Annotated in this window: 21 protein-coding genes; 16 read left to right on the top strand and 5 right to left on the bottom strand. The window is 74.1% G+C overall.

Annotation, left to right across the window (positions count from 1 at the left end; genetic code table 11):
* The first annotated feature begins 205 nt into the window (after positions 1-205).
* The 10 genes from ACIBCT_RS24780 (at position 206) to ACIBCT_RS24735 (ending at position 8,485) form a co-directional block, all read left to right on the top strand.
* Positions 206-1,081 (top strand): dihydroorotate dehydrogenase electron transfer subunit, encoded by an 876-nt coding sequence (locus ACIBCT_RS24780; protein WP_399192265.1) that lies wholly within the window; start codon positions 206-208, stop codon positions 1,079-1,081.
* Positions 1,071-2,045, top strand: coding sequence for a dihydroorotate dehydrogenase (locus ACIBCT_RS24775; protein WP_344896620.1), 975 nt, complete (start codon positions 1,071-1,073; stop codon positions 2,043-2,045). Before ACIBCT_RS24780 ends, ACIBCT_RS24775 begins: the two co-directional genes overlap by 11 nt.
* Positions 2,042-2,755 carry an orotidine-5'-phosphate decarboxylase gene (gene pyrF, locus ACIBCT_RS24770; protein ID WP_399192263.1) on the top strand — a complete coding sequence of 238 codons (714 nt, stop codon included), beginning with the start codon at positions 2,042-2,044 and terminating at the stop codon, positions 2,753-2,755. Before ACIBCT_RS24775 ends, pyrF begins: the two co-directional genes overlap by 4 nt.
* 186 nt (positions 2,756-2,941) lie before the next feature.
* A complete protein-coding gene (mihF, locus tag ACIBCT_RS24765; protein ID WP_344896626.1) occupies positions 2,942-3,265 on the top strand; it encodes an integration host factor, actinobacterial type in 324 nt (107 codons plus the stop codon).
* A gap of 173 nt (positions 3,266-3,438) precedes the next feature.
* Entirely contained in the window at positions 3,439-4,029 is a 591-nt protein-coding gene (gmk, locus tag ACIBCT_RS24760; protein ID WP_344896818.1) for a guanylate kinase, read from the top strand.
* Between the two features lie 11 nt (positions 4,030-4,040).
* Complete coding sequence (rpoZ, locus tag ACIBCT_RS24755) at positions 4,041-4,304, top strand: DNA-directed RNA polymerase subunit omega (RefSeq protein ID WP_344896629.1); 264 nt, start codon at positions 4,041-4,043, stop codon at positions 4,302-4,304.
* A 10-nt stretch (positions 4,305-4,314) separates the two neighbouring features.
* Positions 4,315-5,547, top strand: a complete 1,233-nt coding sequence (coaBC, locus tag ACIBCT_RS24750; protein WP_399192260.1) for a bifunctional phosphopantothenoylcysteine decarboxylase/phosphopantothenate--cysteine ligase CoaBC — start codon at positions 4,315-4,317, stop codon at positions 5,545-5,547.
* A 121-nt stretch (positions 5,548-5,668) separates the two neighbouring features.
* Complete coding sequence (locus ACIBCT_RS24745) at positions 5,669-6,037, top strand: hypothetical protein (RefSeq protein WP_399192259.1); 369 nt, start codon at positions 5,669-5,671, stop codon at positions 6,035-6,037.
* Between the two features lie 160 nt (positions 6,038-6,197).
* Positions 6,198-7,385: a methionine adenosyltransferase gene (gene metK / locus ACIBCT_RS24740; protein ID WP_399192257.1), complete on the top strand. Its 1,188-nt coding sequence runs from the start codon at positions 6,198-6,200 to the stop codon at positions 7,383-7,385.
* Between the two features lie 227 nt (positions 7,386-7,612).
* Positions 7,613-8,485, top strand: a complete 873-nt coding sequence (locus ACIBCT_RS24735) for a MerR family transcriptional regulator (protein WP_399192255.1) — start codon at positions 7,613-7,615, stop codon at positions 8,483-8,485.
* A gap of 628 nt (positions 8,486-9,113) precedes the next feature.
* Here the strand turns inward: ACIBCT_RS24735 and ACIBCT_RS24730 are convergent.
* From ACIBCT_RS24730 to ACIBCT_RS24710, 5 genes are all read right to left on the bottom strand, one after another.
* Positions 9,114-9,662: a dihydrofolate reductase family protein gene (locus ACIBCT_RS24730; RefSeq protein ID WP_399192253.1), complete on the bottom strand. Its 549-nt coding sequence runs from the start codon at positions 9,660-9,662 to the stop codon at positions 9,114-9,116.
* Positions 9,659-10,297, bottom strand: a complete 639-nt coding sequence (locus tag ACIBCT_RS24725) for a TetR/AcrR family transcriptional regulator (protein WP_399192251.1) — start codon at positions 10,295-10,297, stop codon at positions 9,659-9,661. The genes ACIBCT_RS24730 and ACIBCT_RS24725 overlap by 4 nt, the downstream gene beginning before the upstream one ends.
* Before the next feature lie 279 nt (positions 10,298-10,576).
* Positions 10,577-11,530 (bottom strand): hypothetical protein, encoded by a 954-nt coding sequence (locus ACIBCT_RS24720; RefSeq protein ID WP_399192249.1) that lies wholly within the window; start codon positions 11,528-11,530, stop codon positions 10,577-10,579.
* On the bottom strand, positions 11,527-12,378 hold the full coding sequence (locus tag ACIBCT_RS24715) for an ABC transporter ATP-binding protein (RefSeq protein ID WP_399192248.1): 852 nt from the start codon (positions 12,376-12,378) through the stop codon (positions 11,527-11,529). Before ACIBCT_RS24715 ends, ACIBCT_RS24720 begins: the two co-directional genes overlap by 4 nt.
* A complete protein-coding gene (locus tag ACIBCT_RS24710; protein ID WP_399192246.1) occupies positions 12,375-12,767 on the bottom strand; it encodes a GntR family transcriptional regulator in 393 nt (130 codons plus the stop codon). The genes ACIBCT_RS24715 and ACIBCT_RS24710 overlap by 4 nt, the downstream gene beginning before the upstream one ends.
* Before the next feature lie 376 nt (positions 12,768-13,143).
* Here ACIBCT_RS24710 and ACIBCT_RS24705 point away from each other — a divergent pair, with 376 nt between their 5' ends.
* From ACIBCT_RS24705 to ACIBCT_RS24680, 6 genes are all read left to right on the top strand, one after another.
* Positions 13,144-15,492, top strand: a complete 2,349-nt coding sequence (locus ACIBCT_RS24705) for a primosome assembly protein PriA (protein ID WP_399192244.1) — start codon at positions 13,144-13,146, stop codon at positions 15,490-15,492.
* 64 nt (positions 15,493-15,556) lie between these two features.
* Positions 15,557-17,197 (top strand): hypothetical protein, encoded by a 1,641-nt coding sequence (locus ACIBCT_RS24700; RefSeq protein ID WP_399192242.1) that lies wholly within the window; start codon positions 15,557-15,559, stop codon positions 17,195-17,197.
* Between the two features lie 40 nt (positions 17,198-17,237).
* Positions 17,238-18,614, top strand: a complete 1,377-nt coding sequence (locus ACIBCT_RS24695; RefSeq protein WP_399192240.1) for a hypothetical protein — start codon at positions 17,238-17,240, stop codon at positions 18,612-18,614.
* Positions 18,615-18,690: 76 nt separating this feature from the next.
* Positions 18,691-19,239 (top strand): peptide deformylase, encoded by a 549-nt coding sequence (gene def, locus ACIBCT_RS24690; RefSeq protein WP_344896674.1) that lies wholly within the window; start codon positions 18,691-18,693, stop codon positions 19,237-19,239.
* A 5-nt stretch (positions 19,240-19,244) separates the two neighbouring features.
* Positions 19,245-20,174 (top strand): methionyl-tRNA formyltransferase, encoded by a 930-nt coding sequence (gene fmt, locus ACIBCT_RS24685; protein ID WP_399192237.1) that lies wholly within the window; start codon positions 19,245-19,247, stop codon positions 20,172-20,174.
* A gap of 5 nt (positions 20,175-20,179) precedes the next feature.
* Entirely contained in the window at positions 20,180-21,787 is a 1,608-nt protein-coding gene (locus tag ACIBCT_RS24680; protein ID WP_399192235.1) for an RsmB/NOP family class I SAM-dependent RNA methyltransferase, read from the top strand.
* Positions 21,788-21,821 lie beyond the last annotated feature (34 nt).

The following is a 21,821-nucleotide window of genomic DNA, read 5'->3' as shown; positions in this document are numbered from 1 at the left end:
GGCTACGAGATCCGCACCGCCGCGGTCCTGCGCGCCATTCCCTGCATCACCACCGTCCAGGGCCTGGCCGCAGCCGTCCAAGGCATCCAGGCGATCGTCCGGGGCGACATCGGCGTGCGGTCCCTGCAGGAGCACGCAAGGCGGCTGAGAGGCGACTGAGGAGCGGTCGGGAGGTTCGTAAACGGCGCCGGTGCCGTAGTCGGAGGTGAGGGAGACGCCTGTTACTCCGGTACAGGTGACGGGCACGGTGCTGACGACGCGCCGCGTCGACGCCTACCATGCGCTGACGGTGGTGGCGCCGGGCATCGCCGAGCGCTTCCGTCCCGGCCACTTCGTCGGGGTGGCCGTCGGCGGGCCGCAGACGTCGATGCTGACGCGCCGGGCCTTCTCCGTCCACGACGTCAAGCCCGACTACGGCGGCACGGTCGAGTTCGTCTTCGCGGTGCGCGGGCCCGGCACGGCCTGGCTGGCCGAGCGCCGCGCCCGCGACCCGCTGGACCTGGTGGGCCCGCTCGGCCGCCCGTTCCCGCTGCCCCGCGACCCGGTGACGTGCGTGCTGGTCGGCGCCGAGCACGGGTCGGCGACGCTGTTCACGGTGGCCGACGCCCTGCAGGGGCGCGGCTGCCGCGTCGACTTCGTCCTGGGCGGCGACTCCGCCGACCGGGTCTTCGGCGCCCTGCGCGCCCGCAGGATGGGGGAGACCACCACGCTGACCACCGAGGACGGCTCCCTGGGCATGCGCGGCCGGGTGACCGACGTGCTGCCCGGCGTGATCGCCGACGTGCGGGCCGACGCGGTCTACGCGTGCGGCCCGCTGGAGATGCTGCGCGGCGTCACCGCGGTGGCCGTCGAGTTCGACATCCCGGTCCAGGTGGCCGTGGAGGAGCGGATGGCGTGCGGGATCGGGGTGTGCATGACGTGCGTGCTCCCGGTCATCGGGGACGACGGTGTAACCCGGATGGTGCGCTCGTGCGTCGAAGGACCGGTCTTCCGGGGCGAGCGCGTCCGCTTCGACGACGTCGGGACCATCCCGTTCGACGCGCTGGGAGCACCCGGTGGGGGAACGCGGAATGTCGGTTGACATGCGGACGTACCTGGGGCACGTGGAGCTGGCCAACCCGGTCACCACGGCCGCGGGGTGCGCCGCGTCCGGTTCGGAGCTGGCCCAGTTCTTCGACCTCGCCCGGATCGGCGCGCTGACCACGCGGTCGATCACCATGGCCCCCAGGGCGGGCCGTCCGACCCCCAGGATGGCCGAGACGCCCTCGGGCATGCTCAACGCGGTCGGGCTGCAGGGGCCGGGCGTGGACGCCTTCCTGGAGCGCGAGCTGCCCTGGCTGGCCCAGCGGGGCGTGCGGACCGTGGTCTCCATCGGCGGCGGCACCGTGGCCGAGTACACCGCGCTGGCCCGCAGGCTCACCGACGCCCCCGGCGTCACCGCCGTCGAGGTCAACCTGTCCTGCCCCAACATCGAGGACCGCGGCCGGGTCTTCGCCCGCGACGGGGCGGCCAGCGCCGAGGTGATCGCCTCGGTGCGCTCGGTGATGCGCTACGACGTGCCCGTGGTGGCCAAGCTCTCCCCGGACGTGATGGACATCGTCAGCATCGCCCGCGCGTGCGTGGACGGCGGCGCGGACGCCCTCTCGATGATCAACAACCCGCTCGGCATGAGCATCGACACCGAGGCCATGCGGCCCTCGCTCGCGGCCGTCACCGGGGGCCTGTCCGGGCCGGCGATCCGGCCGCTGGCCGTACGCTGCGTCTGGCAGGTCCACGCGGCCCTGCCCAGCGTGCCCGTCATCGGCATGGGCGGCGTGCTGACCGGCAGGGACGCCTTCGAGCTCATCCTGGCGGGGGCCTGTGTCGTCGCGGTGGGCACGGCGCTGTTCCACGACCCCTACGCCTGCCTGCGCATCCTGCGCGAGCTGGAGGAGCTCCTGGCGGCCCGCGGGTTCCACCGGCTGGCCGACGCGGTCGGGCTGGCCCACCGCCCGCCGGGGGCGCCCACCCGGCACCGTACAGATCTTGAGGAGAGTTCCCTGTGACGCCCGCACCCATCGCCGTCGCCCTGGACGCGCCCGATCTCGAGACCGCGGCACGCTGGGCGAGCCTGGTGACCCCGCACGTCACCACCGTCAAGGTCGGGCTGGAGCTGTACCTGCGGTACGGCCCCGACGTGATCGCCTCGGTCCGCGGCGCCAGCGGGGTCAGGGTCTTCCTCGACCTGAAGCTGCACGACATCCCCAACACCGTCGCGGGCGCCGCCAGGGCCGTGGCGCGGCTCAAGCCGGCCATCCTGACCGTCCACGCGGGCGGGGGACCGGCGATGATCCGGGCGGCGGTGGAGGCCATGCCGCACACCCAGATCGCCGCGGTCACCCTGCTCACCTCGCTCTCGGAGGCCGACCTGGACCAGATGGGCGTCAGCGGCCCGCCCGAGGACGCCGTACGGCGCCTGTCGGCCCTGGCGGTCGGCGCGGGGGCACAGGCCCTGGTCTGCTCACCGCGCGAGGTCGCCGCGGTACGCGCCGAGGTCGGCCCGGACATCACGCTGATCACTCCCGGGGTCCGGCCCGCCGGGGCCGCGAGCCAGGACCAGGCGAGGGTGGCCACCCCCGAGCAGGCGTTCGCCGACGGGGCCGATCTGCTCGTGATCGGCCGTCCGATCACCGGCTCCGCCGACCCCGGCGCGACCGCCGCGGGCATCGCCGCGGCGCTGCGGAGGACGTCCGCGGCCACCGGACGCCACCACTGACCGGATCCCCGGAAAACTCGGCCCTGAGCGTAGTTTCGTCCACACAGCGCGAGATCACGGGTACGGAAAGTCACGAAGGAGATTTTCTCGGGGGATAAAGTGGCCTTGACGTTGCTTGGAGCGCCATGACCAGCTAGTTTCCCTTCCCGTCCGAGTACATCGACAGGAAATTCGAGGTGACCCGGCGTGGCTCTTCCTCCCCTTACCCCTGAGCAGCGCGCCGCAGCCCTAGAGAAGGCTGCCAAGGCACGCAAAGAGCGTGCCGAGGTGAAGAACCGCCTGAAGCACGGGGCGGTCTCTCTGGCTGAGGTGCTCAAAGACGGGCAGGCCGACGACGTCATCGGCAAGATGAAGGTTTCGGCTCTCCTGGAGTCGCTCCCCGGCGTGGGCAAGGTCCGCGCCAAGCAGCTCATGGAGCGGCTCGGCATCGCAGAGTCCCGCCGCGTGCGGGGCCTGGGTACGAACCAGCGGGCCTCGCTCGAGCGTGAGTTCGGCGGGGCCGAGAGCTAGTCTCGGTTCATACGACCACGCAGCCCCGCACGGGGACGCATCACGGGGGGTTTGGAGTGACCGGAACGTCGTGGTCCGACAGGAGTCGGGCTCCGGAGGCAACCGCCGAGGGCGGTGCCGGTCGCTCCACGTCCCCGGCCGGGAGTCCGAGGGGGGCCGCAGCCCTCACCGGCCTGCCGGAGGGCAGACGTCTGACGGTCCTGTCGGGGCCGTCGGGCGTCGGCAAGTCCACGGTCGTCGCCGAGCTTCGGCGGGCACACCCCGAGGTGTGGCTGTCGGTCTCGGTGACCACCAGGAAGCCCCGCCCGGGGGAGACCCACGGCGTGGAGTACTTCTTCGCCGACGACGAGGAGTTCGACCGCCTCGCCGCCTCGGGGGAGCTGCTGGAGTGGGCCGAGTTCGCCGGCAACCGCTACGGGACGCCGCGCGGCCCGGTGCTGGACAAGCTCGCCGCCGGGGTCCCCACCCTGCTGGAGATCGACCTCCAGGGCGCCCGGCAGGTCCGCGCGACCATGCCGGAGGCGCTGCTGGTCTTCCTGGCCCCGCCGAGCTGGGCGGAGCTGGAGAAGCGGCTGCGCGGCCGGGGCACCGAGCCCGAGGACGTCATCGCCCGCCGGCTGGCGGCCGGCCGGATCGAGATGGCGGCCGAGCAGGAGTTCGACGTGACGCTCGTCAACACGTCCGTCCGGGACGTGTGCCATCGGCTGATAGCCTTGTTGGCTGATGCTCCCGAGGGTTCACGCCTCGGACGTTCACCTAGCTAGGGGAAATCCACGTGGCAAGCAGCGCCGCCTACTCCGAAGGCATCACCAACCCGTCGATCGACGCCCTGCTCGACATCGTCGACAGCAAGTACAGTCTCGTGATCTTCGGCTCCAAGCGGGCGCGTCAGATCAACGCCTACTACTCCCAGCTCGGCGAGGGCCTGCTGGAGTACGTCGGCCCGCTCGTCGAGACCCACGCGCAGGAGAAGCCGCTCTCCATCGCGCTGCGCGAGGTCAGCGAGGGCCTGCTCACCTCCGAGCCGATCGAGGGCTGACCCCCTTCCGATGCCGACCCCCGACCAGGACGGCCTGCCCGCGGTGCCGAGGGTCGTCCTCGGCGTGAGCGCGGGCATCGCCGCCTACAAGGCGTGCGAGCTGCTGCGCCTGTTCACCGAGTCCGGCCACGACGTGCGGGTCGTTCCCACCAGGGAGGCGCTCCGCTTCGTCGGCGAGCCCACCTGGGCCGCGCTGTCCGGCAACCCGGTCACCGTCGACGTGTGGGAGTCCGTGCACGAGGTTCCGCACGTCCGCATCGGGCAGGGCGCCGACCTGGTGGTCGTCGCTCCGGCCACCGCCGACGTGCTCGCCAAGGCCGCCCACGGGCTGGCCGGCGACCTGCTGACCAACACCCTGCTCACCGCGCGCTGCCCGGTGGTGTTCGCCCCGGCGATGCACACCGAGATGTGGGAGCACCCCGCCACCCGGGCCAACGTGGCCACGCTCCGCGAGCGCGGCTCGATCGTCCTGGACCCCGCCGTGGGCCGGCTGACCGGCGCCGACAGCGGCCGGGGCCGGCTGCCCGACCCGAAGGAGATCTTCGAGGTCTGCCGGCGCGTCCTGGGCGGGCGCCCCGCCGACCTGGCCGGCCGCCGCGTGGTGATCTCCGCCGGGGGGACCCGCGAGGCGATCGACCCGGTCCGCTTCATCGGCAACCGCTCCTCGGGGCTGCAGGGATACGCCCTGGCCCGTACGGCCCTCGCCCGCGGCGCCGAGGTCACCCTGGTGGCCGCCAACGTCGCCCTGCCCGACCCGGCCGGGGCCGAGGTGGTCCGGGTCGAGTCGGCCCTGGAGCTGCGCGCCGCCGTGCTGGAGGCGGTGGAGGGCGCCGACGTCGTGGTCATGGCCGCGGCCGTCGCCGACTTCCGGCCCGCGGCCCGGAGCGGATCGAAGATCAAGAAGACCGCGGGCGACCCCGACGCCATCCATCTGGTGAAAAATCCGGACATCCTGGCGGAGCTGGGGGAGCGGCGCCGCGAGGGTCTCAAGCCGTCCCCGGCGGTGATCGCGGGGTTCGCGGCCGAGACCGACGACGTCCTCGCCAACGGGCGCGCCAAGCTGGCCCGCAAGGGCTGCGACCTGCTCGTCGTCAACCAGGTCGGCGAGAACCTCGCCTTCGGCACCCCCGACAACGCGGCCGTGGTCCTGTCCGCCGACGGCGGGCGGACCGACATCCCGCGCGGTCCCAAGGAGGCCCTGGCCGACACGGTCTGGGACCTCGTCGTCGCCCGCCTGGGCTGACGGGTCCCGCCCGCACGCCCTCCCGCCGGTCCCCCCTCCGCGCCCCCTTGCCCCGGCGCAGCCGCCGACGGATACTTCCTCCGAGACGACCTGCAACATCGCAGTCGGAGGGGTCTCGATCATGCCGGTCACCGCCGCGGTCAGAGCCCGATGCCGCGCTCTGCTCCCCCCGGGGGAGGAGATCCACTACGTCCTGCCGGCGCTCTCCGCGGGCCCGCCGGGCATGGCGACCTTCCTCATCGTGATCACCGATCGCGCCATCTGCGTGCTGTCCACCAAGTTCTTCGACCGTGACGCGCCGACCTCGGTCTACGCCACCCACGCGCGGCGTACCCGGCTGGGGCCGCCGGAGTTCTCCGCGGGCACTGCCATCGAGCTCGGCGGGATGGTGTTCGAGATCGACGAGGAGTACGCCGCCGTGATCTCCGCCGCCGACGCCGAGATCTTCGCCCCCGAGACGCTGCCCCCCGACCCGTTGCCCGATCTATGACATCTCGGATTTTCCGGGCGGGCGAAATTTCCGGCGACACGATCCGGGACGGCTTCGCGACGTCGACACGGGTGCGGTTAGACTTCGCGAAGCGCTACTGGTGTCGTGCCGACGCCAGAGCCCCCAGACGCCAGCAGCCGCTGCATGAGGAGCCACTGACTTGTCCCGTCGTCTTTTCACCTCCGAGTCGGTCACAGAGGGCCACCCCGACAAGATCGCCGACCAGATCAGCGACGCGATCCTCGACGCCATGCTCAAGGGCGATCCCAAGAGCCGGGTCGCCGTCGAGACGATGATCACCACCGGTCAGGTTCACGTCGCCGGAGAGGTGACGACGGAGACCTACGTCGACATCCCCGGTCTCATCCGGGAGAAGATCCTCGAGATCGGCTACGACGCCTCGCACAAGGGCTTCGACGGCGCCTCCTGCGGCGTGTCGGTCTCCATCGGCGCGCAGTCGCCCGACATCGCCCAGGGCGTCGACGACGCCTACGAGAACCGCGAGGGCGAGGCCGACGACGAGCTCGACCGCCAGGGCGCGGGCGACCAGGGCCTGATGTTCGGCTACGCCTGCCGCGAGACCCCCGAGCTGATGCCGCTGCCGATCCAGCTCGCGCACCGCCTGGCCGAGCGCCTGTCGCAGGTCCGCAAGGACGGCACGGTCCCCTACCTGCGTCCCGACGGCAAGACCCAGGTCACCGTGGAGTACGACGGCGACCGGCCGGTCCGGCTGGACACCGTGGTCGTCTCCACCCAGCACGCGGCCGAGATCGACCTCAAGGAGATGCTCGCCCCCGACATCAAGGAGCACGTGGTCGACCCGGTCCTGGCCGGCCTGGAGCTCGACACCGAGGGCTACCGCCTGCTGGTCAACCCGACCGGCCGCTTCGAGATCGGCGGCCCCATGGGCGACGCCGGCCTGACCGGCCGCAAGATCATCGTCGACACCTACGGCGGCATGTCCCGCCACGGCGGCGGCGCCTTCTCCGGCAAGGACCCGTCCAAGGTCGACCGCTCGGCCGCCTACGCCATGCGCTGGGTCGCCAAGAACATCGTGGCCGCCGGCCTGGCCGACCGCGCCGAGGTCCAGGTCGCGTACGCCATCGGCAAGGCTCACCCGGTCGGCGTGTTCGTCGAGACCTTCGGCACCGAGAAGGTCGAGATCGACAAGATCCAGGAAGCCGTGCTGAAGGTCTTCGACCTGCGCCCGGCCGCGATCATCCGTGACCTCGACCTGCTCCGCCCGATCTACTCGGGCACCTCCGCCTACGGTCACTTCGGCCGGGAGGGCTTCTCCTGGGAGTCCACCGACCGCGCCGACTCCCTGCGCGCCGCCGCCGGTCTCTGACCCGCGCCGTGTTCCACGACGGCCCCCGTGAACCTCCCACGGGGGCCGTCGCACGTCCGGCTCCCGCTGGAGCGCGGGTTTCGCCGGGGCGCGAGTCCTGCCGGGTCGCGGGTTCCGCCGGGGGCGCGGGTTCCGCGGGCCCGCGGGTCTCGTCGGGCCGCGGGTCCAGCCGGGTTCCCGGGGGCGGCGTTTGACCCTCCTGCTGGAGGAGGTCGGATGCTGGATCCATGTTGAGCATCGGTGAGTTCGCGAACCTGACGGGTTTGAGCGTGAAGGCGCTGCACCACTACGACGAGAAGGGCGTCCTCGTCCCGGCCGAGGTCGACGACGGGTCACGCTACCGGCGCTACTCCGAGTCGCAGGTCCGTGCCGGGGCGACCGTCCGGGTCCTCCGTGACGCGGGCGTCCCCCTTCCCCGGATCGCGGACGCGCTGCGCGACGGCGACGTCGCGGGCACGCTCGCACGTCATCGCGAGGAGGTCCTGTCGCGACGGGCGGCGGAGGACGCCGCGCACACCGCGGCCGAGCTGGCCGTCACCGCCTATGCCGCCCCGGTGGACGTGACGAGGAGACGGGCCGCGGCGCAGCCGTACGTCGCGCGGGTTCTCCTGGTCGGTGTCGCCGACGACACCGACGCCGGCAACGAGCTCGCGAACGAGCTGTTCGGCGAGCTGTTCACGGCGTTGCACCGCGACGGCCTGGGCCCGGCGGGGCCGTTCTGGACGACGATCCAGGAGGGCCCTGGGCCCGAGACGGTGCGCCTGCTGTGCTGCTGGCCCACGCGGGAGCCGGTGCCGGAGGGCTGGGGCGGAGAGGGCGTCGTCACCGGGGAGCTGCCCGCGCGTACCGAGCTGGTGGCCTCGTGGCGTCCGGCCGGGAACGCGACCGTGCCGGAGGGGGTGGTGCACCCGGCCGTCGTGGGGCTGTTCGAGGCCGTCGCCGGGCTGGGCGTCGACCTGCGCGACGCGGAGATCCGCCAGCGCGTCGTCGGCACCGGCACCGAAACCGACCCCGGGCAGGTAGCCGGTGAGGAGGCCGGTGAGGCCGGTCACGACGAGGACGACGTCACCGTCGAGGTCGCCGTCACCATCGGATCCTGACCGGCGCGTACCCCCGGCGGGGGTGAACGCGGGGCGGGGGCGGCTCTCAGGGGCGTGCCGTCGTGCCCCCGCGACCCGTAGCCGGTGCCCGTTCCGGCGCGGTGTCGGTCCACTGGCCGCCGAAGGTCATCCGCCTGACCGGTGGTCATCGCCCCGGCCAGGTCCCTCAGCCCGTGGCGGTCGAGGTCGGCGGCACCGGCGGGGTAGGCGCCGCGCCGGGCGACGAAGGCCCACAGCACGTAGTCCCGGAGGCCCGCGGTCAGGGAGTCCGGGTCGGGCCCGAGGCCGCCGAGATCCGTCTTCGGGGTGGCGGGCCCGGTATCCCGCCCGGCGGGATCCCCGCCCGCGGCACCTGGTGGGTCGCCGGGCCCAAAGATCACGAGACCGCGCTGGAGCACCTCCGGCGAGGTGAGGCGGGTGCGCCGGTCAGCCGCCTTGAGGGGATGCCGGCGCGGTCCACGTACAAGATCGCGTCCGTGACGGAGCGCGGGGCATGTCCGCGGGGGCACGATGCTGACGGCGCTCGCCCTGGCGCGCCTCGGAGGCGTCGGCCCGCGCCGTGCCGGTGCTCCATCGGGTCGTGGCGCGGGTGGATCCGCGACCTCGTGATCTCGCCTCCGGGCAGGCCCTACCCCCCGTTCTCCACGGTGTAGGTGGTCTGGACGAAACCGGCGTCGTGGACCGTGGTGGAGCGGTGGACGAGGGGGATGTCCGCCTCCAGGGGGCCGAAGAGGGGCAGGCCGCTCCCGATCAGCACCGGGGCCGTGGTGACGGTCAGCTCGTTCACCAGCCCGGCGCGCAGGAACGAACGCACGACCTGGCCCCCGTCCGCGTAGACGCTCTTGGTGCCGCGCTCGGTCAGGGCCCGTACCAGCCCGTCGAGGTCGCGGTGGACGGTGACGCGGGGGTCGGCGCCCTCCTCCAGGCGGGTGCTGAGCACCGCCACGTGCATGCCGTCGTACGGCCAGTGCCCGGCACCGAAGGCGAGGGCGGTCTCGTAGGTGACGCGGCCCATCACGACGGTGTCGATCCCGGCGATGAACTCCCGGTAGCCCATGTCGCCGGCCTGTTCCCCCCGGCCGGTGAGCCAGCCGATGTCGCCGTCGGGGCGGGCGATGAACCCGTCCAGGCTGGTGCCGATGAACACCGAGACGGTGAACGGTGGCAGGGATGTCATGGTGTGGACCTCCTCGGTGGGTCGTCGGTGTGGTCGAGGGCGTCGAGGCCGTCGGGCCGGTGGACGCACAGCAGATGGTCGATGTCGGCGCGCAGGGCGTGGACGAGGTCGCCCTCGCCGGTCAGGGCCCACAGGATGAGCGTGCCGTTGTAGGCGACCTGGACCGCGCGGGCCAGCCGTACGGGATCGGCGTCGCCGGTCAGCCCGCCGGTGGCGACGGCCTCGGTGAGCAGGCCGGTGATCTCCTCCCGCATCCGGCGGGCCTGGGTGACGGCGTGCGCGCGGAACTCCGGATCGGTCAGGTCCAGCTGCAGGAACGCCAGGCCGTTGGCCGCCTCCTCGGGCGTCCGCATGGTCGAGGCCAGCTCGGTCAGGGCCTGCTGCAGGGCGGGCAGGGGAGCGTCGTGCCGCTGCCGTGCCCGCCGGAAGACCTCGCCCGTGCCGGAGGCGGACCACTCGGCGAAGGCCAGCAGCAGGCCGCGCTTGGACCCGAACCGCTGCACGAGCGCGGCCGGGGAGAGCCCGGCCTCGGCGGCGACGGCGGCCAGGGTCAGGCCCGCCGGGCCGTGACCGCCGATCGCCCGCCCCGCGGCCCGCAGGATCGCCTCGTCGCTGGTGGTGCGAGGCCGTGCCATGGCCCTCCTCCGGTCGGGTCCTCGTCCGTTCGTGAATGAGCATTCACGAACCCCGTCGTGAGGAGGCTACCGCTTCGGGAAGAGTTTGTAAAAGAACGTTCATTTACTAACGGACCCGGGACGCTCGCCCCTGTTCCGGGGCGTGCACAGGAGCCTCGCCCTGCCCTCGCCGGATCGTGCGGGGAGCCGGCCTTCGAGCGGGAGCGTGCGGGCGAGGCTCACCTGAGCCGCGGCGTACGGGGGAGCCTCACCCCTTGCGGCGGAGCGTGCGGGTGAGGCTCACCCCTTGCGCCGGAGCGTGTGGTGGACGGTCACGCCGGTGAGGACCAGCGACCCGGCGGTCAGGAGGGCGGCCTCTGTCCACTGGAAGCGCCAGAACCGCGACGGCGGGTGGTGGTAGAGCGCGTAGCGGTAGCCCTTGCCGAACAGGCACCGTTCGTGGGCCTCCTGGTTCCGGTTGCTGCGCCCGGCGTCCGGCGGGCGGAGACAGACCCCGGCCGGGGGAGCGGCCAGTTCCCTCCCGGAGGGGTCGACCCAGGCGCCGCTCACCAGCCGCGCGTCGGGGTCCGGCGGGACGGTGGTGCCCGACAGCACGGTCCGCACCGGCTCGGCGTAGTGCTCGCTCAGGCCGAACAGGGTGAACGTCGTCACGGAGACCACGGCCACCACCAGCGCCATCGCGGGCAGCGTGCGCCGCAGCAGCGCCCCGGCCGCCGTGCCCGCCGTGAAGGCGTACAGCCACCACGCCGCAGGGGCGACGCCCACCATGTTGAAGACGCCGACGTTGCCGAAGACGTCCTGCCGGAAGACCGGCCGCCACAGGCTGATCATCAACGACGTCAGCAGCCCGGCGACGACCACCAGGGTGCCGAGCACGGCGAGCTTGACGGTCAGCCAGCGGCGCACGGAGACCGACTGGGTCCAGGCCAGCCGGTACGTGCCGCGCTCGTACTCACGGCCCAGCAGCGGCGCGCCCCAGAACGCGCCGATCAGCGCCGGGGCGACGATCGGCATCCAGCCGAAGATCGAGTACACGGTGTCGTGGCGTTCGCCGAGGGCTCTGGCCAGGTCCCAGCACGTGGCGGCCGTTCCCGGGCAGCCGGGTGGCGCGTGCTCGGAGATGTGGAGCCCGGCCTCCACCGCCGAGCCCAGCAGGAGCAGGCCGAGCGCGGCGAGCAGCGCGCCGGTGACGAGGATCTGCGCCCGGTGCTGGCGCCAGGTCGTCCAGATCACGCCCTCACCTCCGCGGGAGCGGGGAGCGCGGCCGCGTCGGGGCTGCGCAGGTAGGCCATCACCAGCTCCTCCAGGTCGGCGGGACGGGCGCTCCAGCGCGGGTCGAGCACGGACGCGCCCCGCACCAGCAGCCGGGTCCGCGTGCCGGTGCGGCTCGCCTCGACCACCCGGCTCCCGGCCGGTGGGGTGCCGGCCCCGGCCGGTCCGGTCAGCACCAGGTGGTCGGCGAGCAGGTCGTCGATGTCCCCGCTGACCTGCACCCGGCCGCCGTTGATCACGATGAGCCAGTCACAGGTGTCGCGCAGGTCGGCGACGACGTGGGAGGAGAGCAGGACCGTCAGCGGCTGCTCGGCGACCGCGGCCATCAGGACGCGCATGACGTCGTGCCGGGCCAGCGGGTCGAGGTTGGCCAGCGGCTCGTCCAGGACCAGCAGACCCGGACGCCGGGCCAGCGCGACGGTGAGCGCGACCTGTGCCTGCTGCCCGCCCGAGAGCCCGGAGACCCTGCGCTCCAGCGGGACGCCCAGCCCCTCCAGGCGGGCGACGGCGTAGGCGTCGTCCCAGGTGGGGTTGAGCCTGCGCCCGAAGGCGAGCATCTCGGCGACCGTGAAGGCGTCGTACAGCGGCTTGTCCTGGGCCATGAAGGCCACCTGGCCCGCGACGGAGATCGTCCCGGCGTCCGGGGCCAGCAGCCCGACGACCGCGTGCATCAGCGTGGTCTTGCCCGCCCCGTTGGGACCCAGCAGGGCCGCGACCCGGCCCGGCGGGACGGCCAGCGAGCAGTCGCGCAGCGCCCAGGTGCGGCGGTAGCGGACCCCCAGGCCGGTCGTTCGCAGTGCGTCGGTCACGCTATGCCCTCCCGGAGGCGGCCGGCCAGCGCCGTGGCGAACAGCGCCTCCATGTCGTCACGGTCGAGACCGGCCGCGTGCGCCCGCCCCACCCATTCCTCCAGGTCCCGGTGCAGGGCGGCGTGGTCGGCCAGCCGGGCGCCGCCGATCGAGCGCTGGACGAAGGTGCCCTGCCCCGGCCTGCCCGTCACCAGCCCCTCGCGCTCCAGCTCGCGGTAGGCCTTGAGCACGGTGTTGGGATTGATCGTCAGCGCCTCGACGACCTCCCGCGCGGTGGGCAGCCGGTCGCCGGGCCGCAGCGTGCCCAGCCGGAGGGCCTGTTTGACCTGGTGGACGAGCTGGAGGTACGTCGACACCCCCGATCCGCGGTCCAGATGGAATTCGATCACACAAAGCACCCTTTCGCTATATGAATAGTTGAATGGTGTTGGAGGCGATCTTCTTTGTCAACACGTCCGGGTCCCGCCGGCCGCGGTCGGGGCCGGCACCGGCCGGGACCCTCCGGAGGTCGCGGGCCGGGACCTCGGGGGTTCCGGGACTTCCGGGATCCCCGGGCGGCGCGCCGGACGTGGGGTGCCCTCCCGTCCCCGTCGTGGTCCCACCCGTTCCCCCGTCGTCCCGTCCCCGTTCTCAGGCGGGGAGGGCGGGGCGTGCGACGTGACCTGATCGGCGCGGCCGGAGACTAGGATTCGGGATCGTCCCGCGTTCCCCTCTCCACCCGAAGGACCCGCAGGTGCCCCACCCCGAAGGACCGGCAGGCGCTCGGTGACCTACGCCGGCCCGACAGCGGACGACGGCGCGTTGCTGCCGCTCGACGCCGTACGCGAGCGCCCGGCGGTCGCAGTCCCGGTGGGCGGCGCGGGCCTGCTGGAGCTCGACGCGGCCCGTGCGACCCGGGGCGTGCCGGAGCTGGCCGCGGCCTCGCCGGTCGCGCGGGTCCTCGTGGACACGCCGCTGCCGCACCTCGACCGGCCGTTCGACTACCTCGTCCCGGCGCCGCTGGACGCCACCGCGGTGCCGGGCTGCCGGGTCCGGGTCCGGTTCGCCGGCAAGCTGGTCGACGGCTTCCTGCTGGAACGCGCGGAGACCACCGACCACCAGGGCAAGCTGGCCCGCCTGGAGAGGGTCGTCTCGGCCGAGCAGGTGCTCACCCCGGAGATCGCCGCGCTGGCCCGCGCGGTGGCCGACCGCTACGCCGGGACCATGGCCGACGTGCTGCGCCTGGCCGTCCCGCCCCGGCACGCCAGGGTGGAGGCCGAAGATCACGACACGCCCGGGACGCATCCCGGGCCGAAAATCACACCGGGATCCGGTCCGGACTCCGGGGCGGACCCGGCGCGAGCCCCCGGACCGTCCCCGGACCCCGCCCCGGGCGAGCGTCCCGGCCCCACGCCGGTGAACCCCGACCCGGGCCCTGCTCCGGGATCGGCATCGGGAGCGACCTCGGACTCGGTCCCGGACTCGGTCCGGGGCGCGGCCGGCGTGGACGGGGTCACCGGCCGGGCCGAGGCCCCCACCGGCGCGCCCGCCCTCCCGGAGGAGGCCGGACCCGGGCCGTGGGCCGACTACCGGGAGGGGGAGGCGTTCCTGGCGGCGCTGGCCCGGGGGGACTCGCCCCGGGCGGTGTGGACCGCCCTGCCCGGGACCACCGAGCACGGCCCGCAGTGGCCGGAGGCGGTCGCGGTGGCCGTACGGGAGGTCCTGCGAGGGGGCAGGGGGGCCCTGGTGGTCCTTCCCGACGGGAAGGACGTCACCCTGGCCGACGCCGCGCTGAGCGCGGCCCTGGGGCCCGGCGCGCACGTGGCGCTGACGGCCGACCTCGGGCCCGCCGAGCGCTACCGCCGGTGGCTGCGCGCGCTCAGGGGCCGGGTACGGGTCGTCGTGGGCACCAGGGGGGCGGCGTTCGCCCCGGTCGCCGACCTGGGGCTGGCGGTCGTCTGGGACGACGGCGACGACCTGCACTCCGAGCGGCTCGCCCCGTACCCGCACGCCAGGGAGGTCCTGGCGCTGCGCGCGCACCAGGCGCGCGCCGGCCTGCTCATCGGGGGTCACGCCCGCACAGCGGAGGCCACCCGGCTCATCGCGGCCGGCTGGGCCGGGCCCGTCGTCGCGGCGCGCGCCACGGTCCGGGCCAGGGCGCCCAAGGTCCGGCCGGCCGGGGAGGACGCGGAGCTGGCCAGGGACGAGGCCGCCAGGGCCGCCCGGCTGCCCAGCCTGGCCTGGCGGACCCTGCGCGCCGGGCTGGAGACGGGTCCGGTGCTGGTGCAGGTCCCCCGGCGGGGGTACCTGCCCGCGCTGGCCTGCCAGAGCTGCCGGGCGCCCGCGCGCTGCGGGCACTGCGGCGGGCCGTTCGCGCTGCGCGCCGGTCACGTGTCGCCCTACTGCCGCTGGTGCGGCCGGATCGCGGCGGACTGGCGCTGCCCCTCCTGCGGCGGGGGCCGGGTGCGGGCCCAGGTGGTCGGTGCCCGCCGCACCGCCGAGGAGCTGGGCCGGGCCTTCCCCTCGGTGCCGGTGAAGACCTCCGGCAGGGACGGGGTGCTCGCCACGGTCGGGCCGGGCCGGGCCCTGGTGGTGGCCACGCCCGGGGCCGAGCCGGTGCCCCGGGGCGGGTACGCCGCGGCGGTGCTGCTGGACGGCTGGGCGCTGCTGGGCCGTCCCGACCTGCGGGCCGCCGAGGAGACGCTGCGGCGGTGGATGAACGCGGCGGCGCTGCTGCGGCCCTCGGCCGAGCTGGTCGTGCTCGCCGACTCCTCGCTGCCCTCGGTGCAGGCGCTGCTGCGCTGGGACCCGGTCACCCACGCCGAGCGGGAACTGGCCGACAGGACAGAACTCGGTTTCCCCCCCGCGGTGAAAATGGCGACGCTCACCGGATCCCCCGGGGCGGTCAGGGAAATGCTCGGGGAGATCACCCTGCCCCCCGAGGCCCAGGTGCTCGGCCCCGTCCCCGTGACCTCCTCCAGAGGCGATCACGTGCGGGAACGCGCCATGGTGCGGATCGCGCCGGACCTCGGACCGGCGCTCGCGGCGGCCCTGAAAGGGGCCGTCGGGGTGCGCTCCGCGCGCAAGGCTCCGGAGGTGGTCAAGGTATGCATTGACCCCCTCGACGTGATTTGAGGTTTTTCCCCGATTCGCGGTGCTGGCAGTAAGCCGTTAATTTTCCCCTGTGTCGATCGAATGGGTGAATCGGGCCGTAGACGACCTGCGCGCGTGGGGGCGTGCGCACGGCCTCGACGTTGACGTGGACGAGGTGCGGCTGCTCTGCGACTACGCCAGCGACTATCTGGACGTGAACGAGCTGGGTGACTTCACGCCCGTCGCCTTCGAGGAACTGCTGCTCAACATCTACCCGCGCAAGGTCATCGCCCCTCCGGAGAGCGCCGCCGAGACGGTCGCCGCCGCCCGTACCCTGGTCGACTTCCTGCTCGCCACCGAGGAGATCGGCGGCAAGATGGCCGTCCGGATGCGCGCCGTGCTCGACCGGATCGAACCCGAGATGCCCATCGCCCTCGCCGACACCTCCCGGTTCGGCATGGCCAAGAGCCTGTTCAGCGCGATGGGCGCCGACTCCCTGGAACAGGACGCGGTCCTGTCGGTCTCGGCGGTGCAGGAGGAGCCCGCCGTAGAGCACTGCGAGTGCCCCGGCTGCTCACCGCTGCCCCCGGTACGGCTGGCGCCCCACGAGACCCTCGCCGCGAGCGTGCCGCGGGTGCCGCTGCTGACCGACGCGCGCAGGCTGGTGCAGTGGATGCTCGCCGGGGGCCGCACCCCGACCGTCAAGGGGCGCCTGCGGGTCCGCGACGCCGCCGAGGCGGCCGCCCAGCTCGCCGTGGCCGACCCGGGCCTGCTGTGGGACCTGGCGGTGCACACCGGACTGGTCGAGGTCGAGGGCACCACGATCTTCGAGGGCGAGGACCTCGACCCGCTCGAGGTCTGGGCCGCGACCGTGGAGTTCGTCGTGGACAGGGACACCGGCGGCGCGGTGACCGGCCACGTCTCGCTCGACGAGGAGCTCTACGGCCTGTGCGACATGCTCTACCGCCTCCAGGCGCCCGTGCCGGTCCCGCTGGTCGGCGACTACCTGGAGGAGATCGGCCTGGCCGAGGAGGGCGAGGGCGAGATCGACGTCCCCGAGGCCGTACGGCGGCTGGCCTACTGCGGGATCGCCGAGCCCGGCACCGAGACCCTGCGGCTCACCCCGCTGGCCCTGTGGGGGCTGCGCGAGCTCTACACCGACCTGGGCATCGAGGCGCCCGAGGCGGCCGACCTGAGCGCCGCCGACGCGCCCGAGCTCATCGAGGGACTGCTGTCGGGGATGCCCGCCGAGGCGGCCGAGGCCGACATCGAGGGCTGGCTGGGAGGCAGGACCCCGGCGCGGGCCGCCACCGAGCTGCTGGGCTCGGTCTCCGGCGCGCCCGCGGCCGCCAGGGGCGTCGCGGTGACGATCGTCGACCGTCTCGGCCCCGAGGCCGAGGAGGCCGTACGCGCCTTCCTGGAGGACTCCGAGCTGCGCCCGCACGCCATCCACTGGCTGACCGCGCGCGGCCTGTCCGCGCCCGCCCTGACCCAGCAGGAGGCGCTGTGGATGAGCGTGGACATGCTGGCCCTGGCGATGCCCGCGGCCGAGGAGGACCCCGAGACGTTCGCCGAGAACATGTCGGCCTCCGGCCCCGCCTCGCAGGTGATCGAGGAGATGTGGCGGGTCGACCACCCCGACGTCGTCGACGTCCTTGAGCTGCTCGGACGCTCGCTGAGGGACCGCGACACGGCCAAGGCGGCCCGCAAGGCGGCGTTCAAGGCACGTTCCCGCGCCATCGGCTGAGCCGTGTATGCGTGAGGCGCGAGTGCAGTAAGTTTCACGGGTGGCAAAGAGCGGGAACAGTGGGAACGTCTTCGACATCGGCGAGCTCCGCAGGCTGGTCGACGAGCTGGGAGCGGCGCCCCGCGAGCTGCGGGCGGCCGTCCTGGAGGAGTCCGTCACCGCTCCACGCTGCGACTGCGCCGCGCGCGGCGACGCGCTGAGCTTCCCGCCGGTCGACCTGGCCCCGGACGCCGAGCTGGCCGAGGCCGTGCTCCGGGTGCCGCTGGTGGTCGACGCCCGGCGGGTGGCCGCGTGGACCGGCGCCCGCGCGGTGACCCCCGAGGGCCTGCTGCCCGACCCGTTCGCGCCGTGCGAGGAGCTCGGCCTGCCGGGCCCGGCGCGGCTGCACCTGCTCTGGGTGGTCGCGGTCAACACCGGCATGCTCCGCATCGCCCGCGGCCGGGTCGTGCCCGGCCCGCTGACGCTCTCGCCGGACCTGCCGCCCGGGACGCTGCTGGAGTTCTGGGACGGCGTGGTCATGGACGTCCTGGACCGTGCCGACGACGACCTGACCGGCTCCGAGCTGATCGACGACCACCTGGCCGAGATGCTCGCCACGCTGTACGCGGTGCGCGAGGGCCTGTCGGCCGCGACCCTGGTCAAGGGCATCCTGCAGTCCCACCAGGTGGCCTGCGGGGCCCGGCCGGCCCAGATGCGCGGGCTGGCCGCCGCGCTCCCGGCCCAGCTGGAGTCGGCGCTGGAGCTGCTGGCCTACTGCGGGCTGGTCGAGACGTCCCGGGCCGGGTGGCCCCGGCTGACCCCGCTCGGCATGTGGGCCGTGCGCCAGGACCTGATGCGGGAGGGCCACGACGCGCCGACGGGCGCCGAGGCCGCGGTCTTCGCCGACCTCGGCGCGGCCGAGCTGGTCGAGGCGATCATGAAGGGGGCCGCCGCCCCCAGCGCCGTCACCGTCTGGCTGGAGTCGCGCCACCCCGAGGCCGCCGCCCGCGAGCTCGTCAAGGTCGCCGCCTCGGGCACGGCCGGGCGGCGCGGAGCGGTCGGCACGATCCTGGAGGAGCTCGGCCCCGAGGCCGAGGCCCCGCTGCGGGAGGCGCTGTCGGAGCCCGCCATGTGGCGCTACGCCGCCTCCTGGCTGCACATCCGGGACCTGCCCGCGCCCGCGCTCACGCCCGCCGACAACACCTGGCTGGCCGTCGACTCGCTCGCCTCGCTGCTGGAGAACGGCGACGCCTCCGAGGCGATCTGCGAGTTCGACGCGCTCGAACCCGGCGAGGACCTGCTGCGCGTGGTCGAGGAGATGGCCCTGGTGGACCACCCCGACACGATCGCCGTCCTGGACCTGCTGGGCTCCCGGCACACCGACGCCGCGGTGGCCAAGTCCGCCCGCAAGGCCGCCATGAAGGCCCGCTCCCGCTGACCCGGCCAGGTGGCCCGGGCAGGGCGGCCGTCGCCCTTAGACTGGGGTGATCCCCTGAAGCGTGAGGAGACCCCTGTTGGCCATCCAGCCGATCCGCCTCTTCGGCGACCCGGTGCTGCGCACTCCGGCCGAGCCGGTCAAGGACTTCGACAAGGAACTGCGCAAGCTCGTCAAGGACCTCACCGACACGATGATGGACGCCCCCGGGGCCGGGCTAGCGGCACCGCAGATCGGGGTCGGCCTGCGGGTCTTCACCTACTACGTGGACGACCAGCTCGGGCACCTGATCAACCCCGACCTGAACCTGTCGGACGAGTGCGACGAGGAGGGCGAGGAGGGCTGCCTGTCCTTCCCGGGCCTGTCCTTTCCCACCCCCCGCGCGATCCGGGCCGTGGCGACCGGTTTCGACATGCACGGTGAGCCGGTGACCCTGGAGGGCACCGACCTGATGGCCCGCTGCTTCCAGCACGAGACCGACCACCTGGACGGCGTGCTGTTCATCGACCGGATGGACGCGGCGCAGCGCAAGCTCGCCATGAAGGCGATCCGCGAGGCCCCCTGGAGCGGCCTGTCGGCCCCCGCGTTCAAGTTCTCCCCGCACCCCACCCAAGGGAAGGCTCTGTAGGAACCTTGCGTTTGGTCTTCGCCGGAACCCCGGACACCGCACTGCCCGCGCTGCGGGCCCTGATCGACTCGCCGCGCCACGACGTCGTCGCCGTCGTCACCCGTCCGGACGCCCAGGCGGGCCGGGGACGCAGGGTGCACCCGAGCCCCGTCGCCGAGCTCGCCGGGCAGGCGGGCATCGAGGTGCTCAAGCCGCCCAAGGCGGGCGACCCCGCCTTCCTGGAGCGGCTCCGCGAGCTCGCCCCCGACTGCTGCCCGGTGGTCGCCTACGGCGCGCTGCTGCCCCAGTCGGCCCTGGACGTCCCCGCGCACGGCTGGGTCAACCTGCACTTCTCGCTGCTGCCCGCCTGGCGCGGCGCGGCACCGGTGCAGCACGCCGTGCTGCACGGCGACGCCATCACCGGCGCGACCACCTTCCGGATCGTCAAGGAGCTGGACGCGGGCCCGGTCTACGGCGTCCTCACCGAGGAGATCCGCCCCGCCGACACCGCGGGCGGGCTGCTGGCCAGGCTCGCCGAGTCCGGCGCGGGACTGCTGGCGGCCACCCTCGACGGGATCGAGGACGGCAAGCTGGAGGCCGTACCGCAGCCCGCCGAGGGGGTGAGCCTCGCCCCGAAGATCAACGTGGAGGACGCCAGGGTGGACTGGTCGGCGCCCGCCATGCGGGTCGACCGTCTCGTCCGGGCCTGCACCCCCGCGCCGGGCGCGTGGACGGAGTTCCGCGACCTGCGGATCAAGCTCGGCCCGGTACGGCCGGTTCCCGACGCGCCGGGCATGGAGCCCGGCCGGATCGCGGCGTCCAAGAACTCCGTGCTGGTCGGCACCGCGACCTACCCGGTCGAGCTGGGCGAGGTGCAGCCGCAGGGCAAGCGCCCGATGGGGGCGGGGGAGTGGGCCCGCGGCGTGCGGCTCACCGACGAGGATCGGCTGGCCTGAAGATCATGAGCAGTGGTGGCAACGGCCGTGACGCGCCACGCGGTCACGGCCAGGGCGGCGATCGGCGCCGGACCCGGCGCCCCGGACAGGGACAGGCGCAGGGCCAGGGTCAAGGGCAGGGCCAGGGCCAGGGTCGCGGCAGGGGGGGCGGCCGGGGTGGCAGACCGCCCAGGCCGGTCCGCGACGAGGCGCGCAACACCGCCTACGACCTGATGCGCGCCGTCGACGAGCGGGACGCGTACGCGAACCTGCTGATGCCCGCGCTGCTGCGCGAGCGCCGCCTGTCCGGGCGCGACGCGGGTCTGGCCACCGAGCTGGCCTACGGCACCCTGCGCGGCCTGGGCACCTACGACGAGATCATCGCGGCCTGCAGCGACCGGGCGCCGGAGCAGGTGGACCCGCCGCTGCTCGACGCCGTCCGCCTGGGGGTGCACCAGCTCCTGCGCACCCGGGTGCCCCCGCACGCCGCCGTCGGCACCACCGTCGACCTGGTCCGGCTGCGGGTCGGCATCGGCGCCTCCAAGTACGCCAACGCCGTGCTGCGCAAGGTCTCCACCCGCTCCCTGGAGCAGTGGATCCCGATCGTGGCCCCCGATCCCGCCGACGACCCGGTCGGCCATCTGGCGGTCGCTCACAGCCATCCCCGGTGGATCGTGGACGCGCTGCGCGACGCCGTGGGCGGCGACTTCGACGAGACGGCCGCCCTGCTCGCCGCGGACAACGAGCGTCCCCGGGTGACACTGGTCTCCCGACCGGGCCGTTCCTCGACCGAGGAACTGCTCGCCGCGGGTGCCGAGCCCGCCCGCTACTCCCGCTACGCCGCCTACCTGCCCGAGGGCGATCCCGGGTCGATCCTCGCGGTGTCCGAGTCGCGCGCCGCCGTGCAGGACGAGGCCAGCCAGCTCGTCGCGCTGGCGCTGACCCGGGTCCCGGTGCGCGGTGCCGACTCCCGCTGGCTCGACCTGTGCGCGGGGCCCGGCGGCAAGGCCGGGCTGCTCGACGCCCTCGCGTCCGACGGCGACGAGGCGGGCCTGCCGGCGACCTCCCCCGATCCGGGGGCGGACGGCGGCACAGGTGGCACAGACGGCACGGGCGGCGACGGGCCGGTGGCCTTCGGCGGCGGGGCGCACCTGCTGGCCAACGAGCTGCAGTACCACCGGGCGCGGCTGGTACGCCAGACGACCCGGCGGGCCGCGGTCGTCACCGCGGACGGGACCCGGCCCGCCTGGCGGCCCGGGGTCTTCGACCGGGTCATGCTGGACGCCCCCTGCACCGGCCTGGGCGCGCTGCGCCGGCGCCCCGAGGCCCGCTGGCGCCGCGATCCGCGGAGCCTGCCCGAGCTGACCGCGCTCCAGCGCGGCCTGCTGACCTCCGCGCTGGAGGCCGTCCGCCCCGGTGGCGTCGTGGCGTACGTGACGTGCTCGCCGCACCTGGCCGAGACCGTCGCCGTGGTCGGCGACGTGCTGCGCCGCCGCGACGACGTGGAGGCGCTGGACGCCCGCGCGTACCTTCCCGAGGTCACCGAGGGGCTGGGCGAGGGGCCGTACGCGCGGTTCTGGCCGCACCGGCACGGCACCGACGCGATGTTCCTCGCCCTGCTGCGCCGTCACTGAGCCGTCGCCGAGCCGTCGTGCGCCGTCGTGCGCC

Source organism: Streptosporangium sp. NPDC050855 (genome assembly GCF_044456585.1).
Taxonomy (GTDB): Bacteria; Actinomycetota; Actinomycetes; order Streptosporangiales; family Streptosporangiaceae; genus Streptosporangium; species Streptosporangium longisporum.
The sequence above is the reverse complement of the archived record's forward strand: the minus strand, read 5'-3'. Positions and strand labels throughout refer to the sequence as shown.

Coding starts and splice junctions, on each gene's coding strand:
- ACIBCT_RS24775 (WP_344896620.1), top strand. CDS start 1,071: ATGTCGGTTGACATGCGGACGTACCTGGGGCACGTGGAGCTGGCCAAC.
- coaBC (WP_399192260.1), top strand. CDS start 4,315: ATGCCGACCCCCGACCAGGACGGCCTGCCCGCGGTGCCGAGGGTCGTC.
- ACIBCT_RS24745 (WP_399192259.1), top strand. CDS start 5,669: ATGCCGGTCACCGCCGCGGTCAGAGCCCGATGCCGCGCTCTGCTCCCC.
- ACIBCT_RS24735 (WP_399192255.1), top strand. CDS start 7,613: ATGTTGAGCATCGGTGAGTTCGCGAACCTGACGGGTTTGAGCGTGAAG.
- ACIBCT_RS24730 (WP_399192253.1), bottom strand. CDS start 9,662: ATGACATCCCTGCCACCGTTCACCGTCTCGGTGTTCATCGGCACCAGC.
- ACIBCT_RS24725 (WP_399192251.1), bottom strand. CDS start 10,297: ATGGCACGGCCTCGCACCACCAGCGACGAGGCGATCCTGCGGGCCGCG.
- ACIBCT_RS24680 (WP_399192235.1), top strand. CDS start 20,180: ATGAGCAGTGGTGGCAACGGCCGTGACGCGCCACGCGGTCACGGCCAG.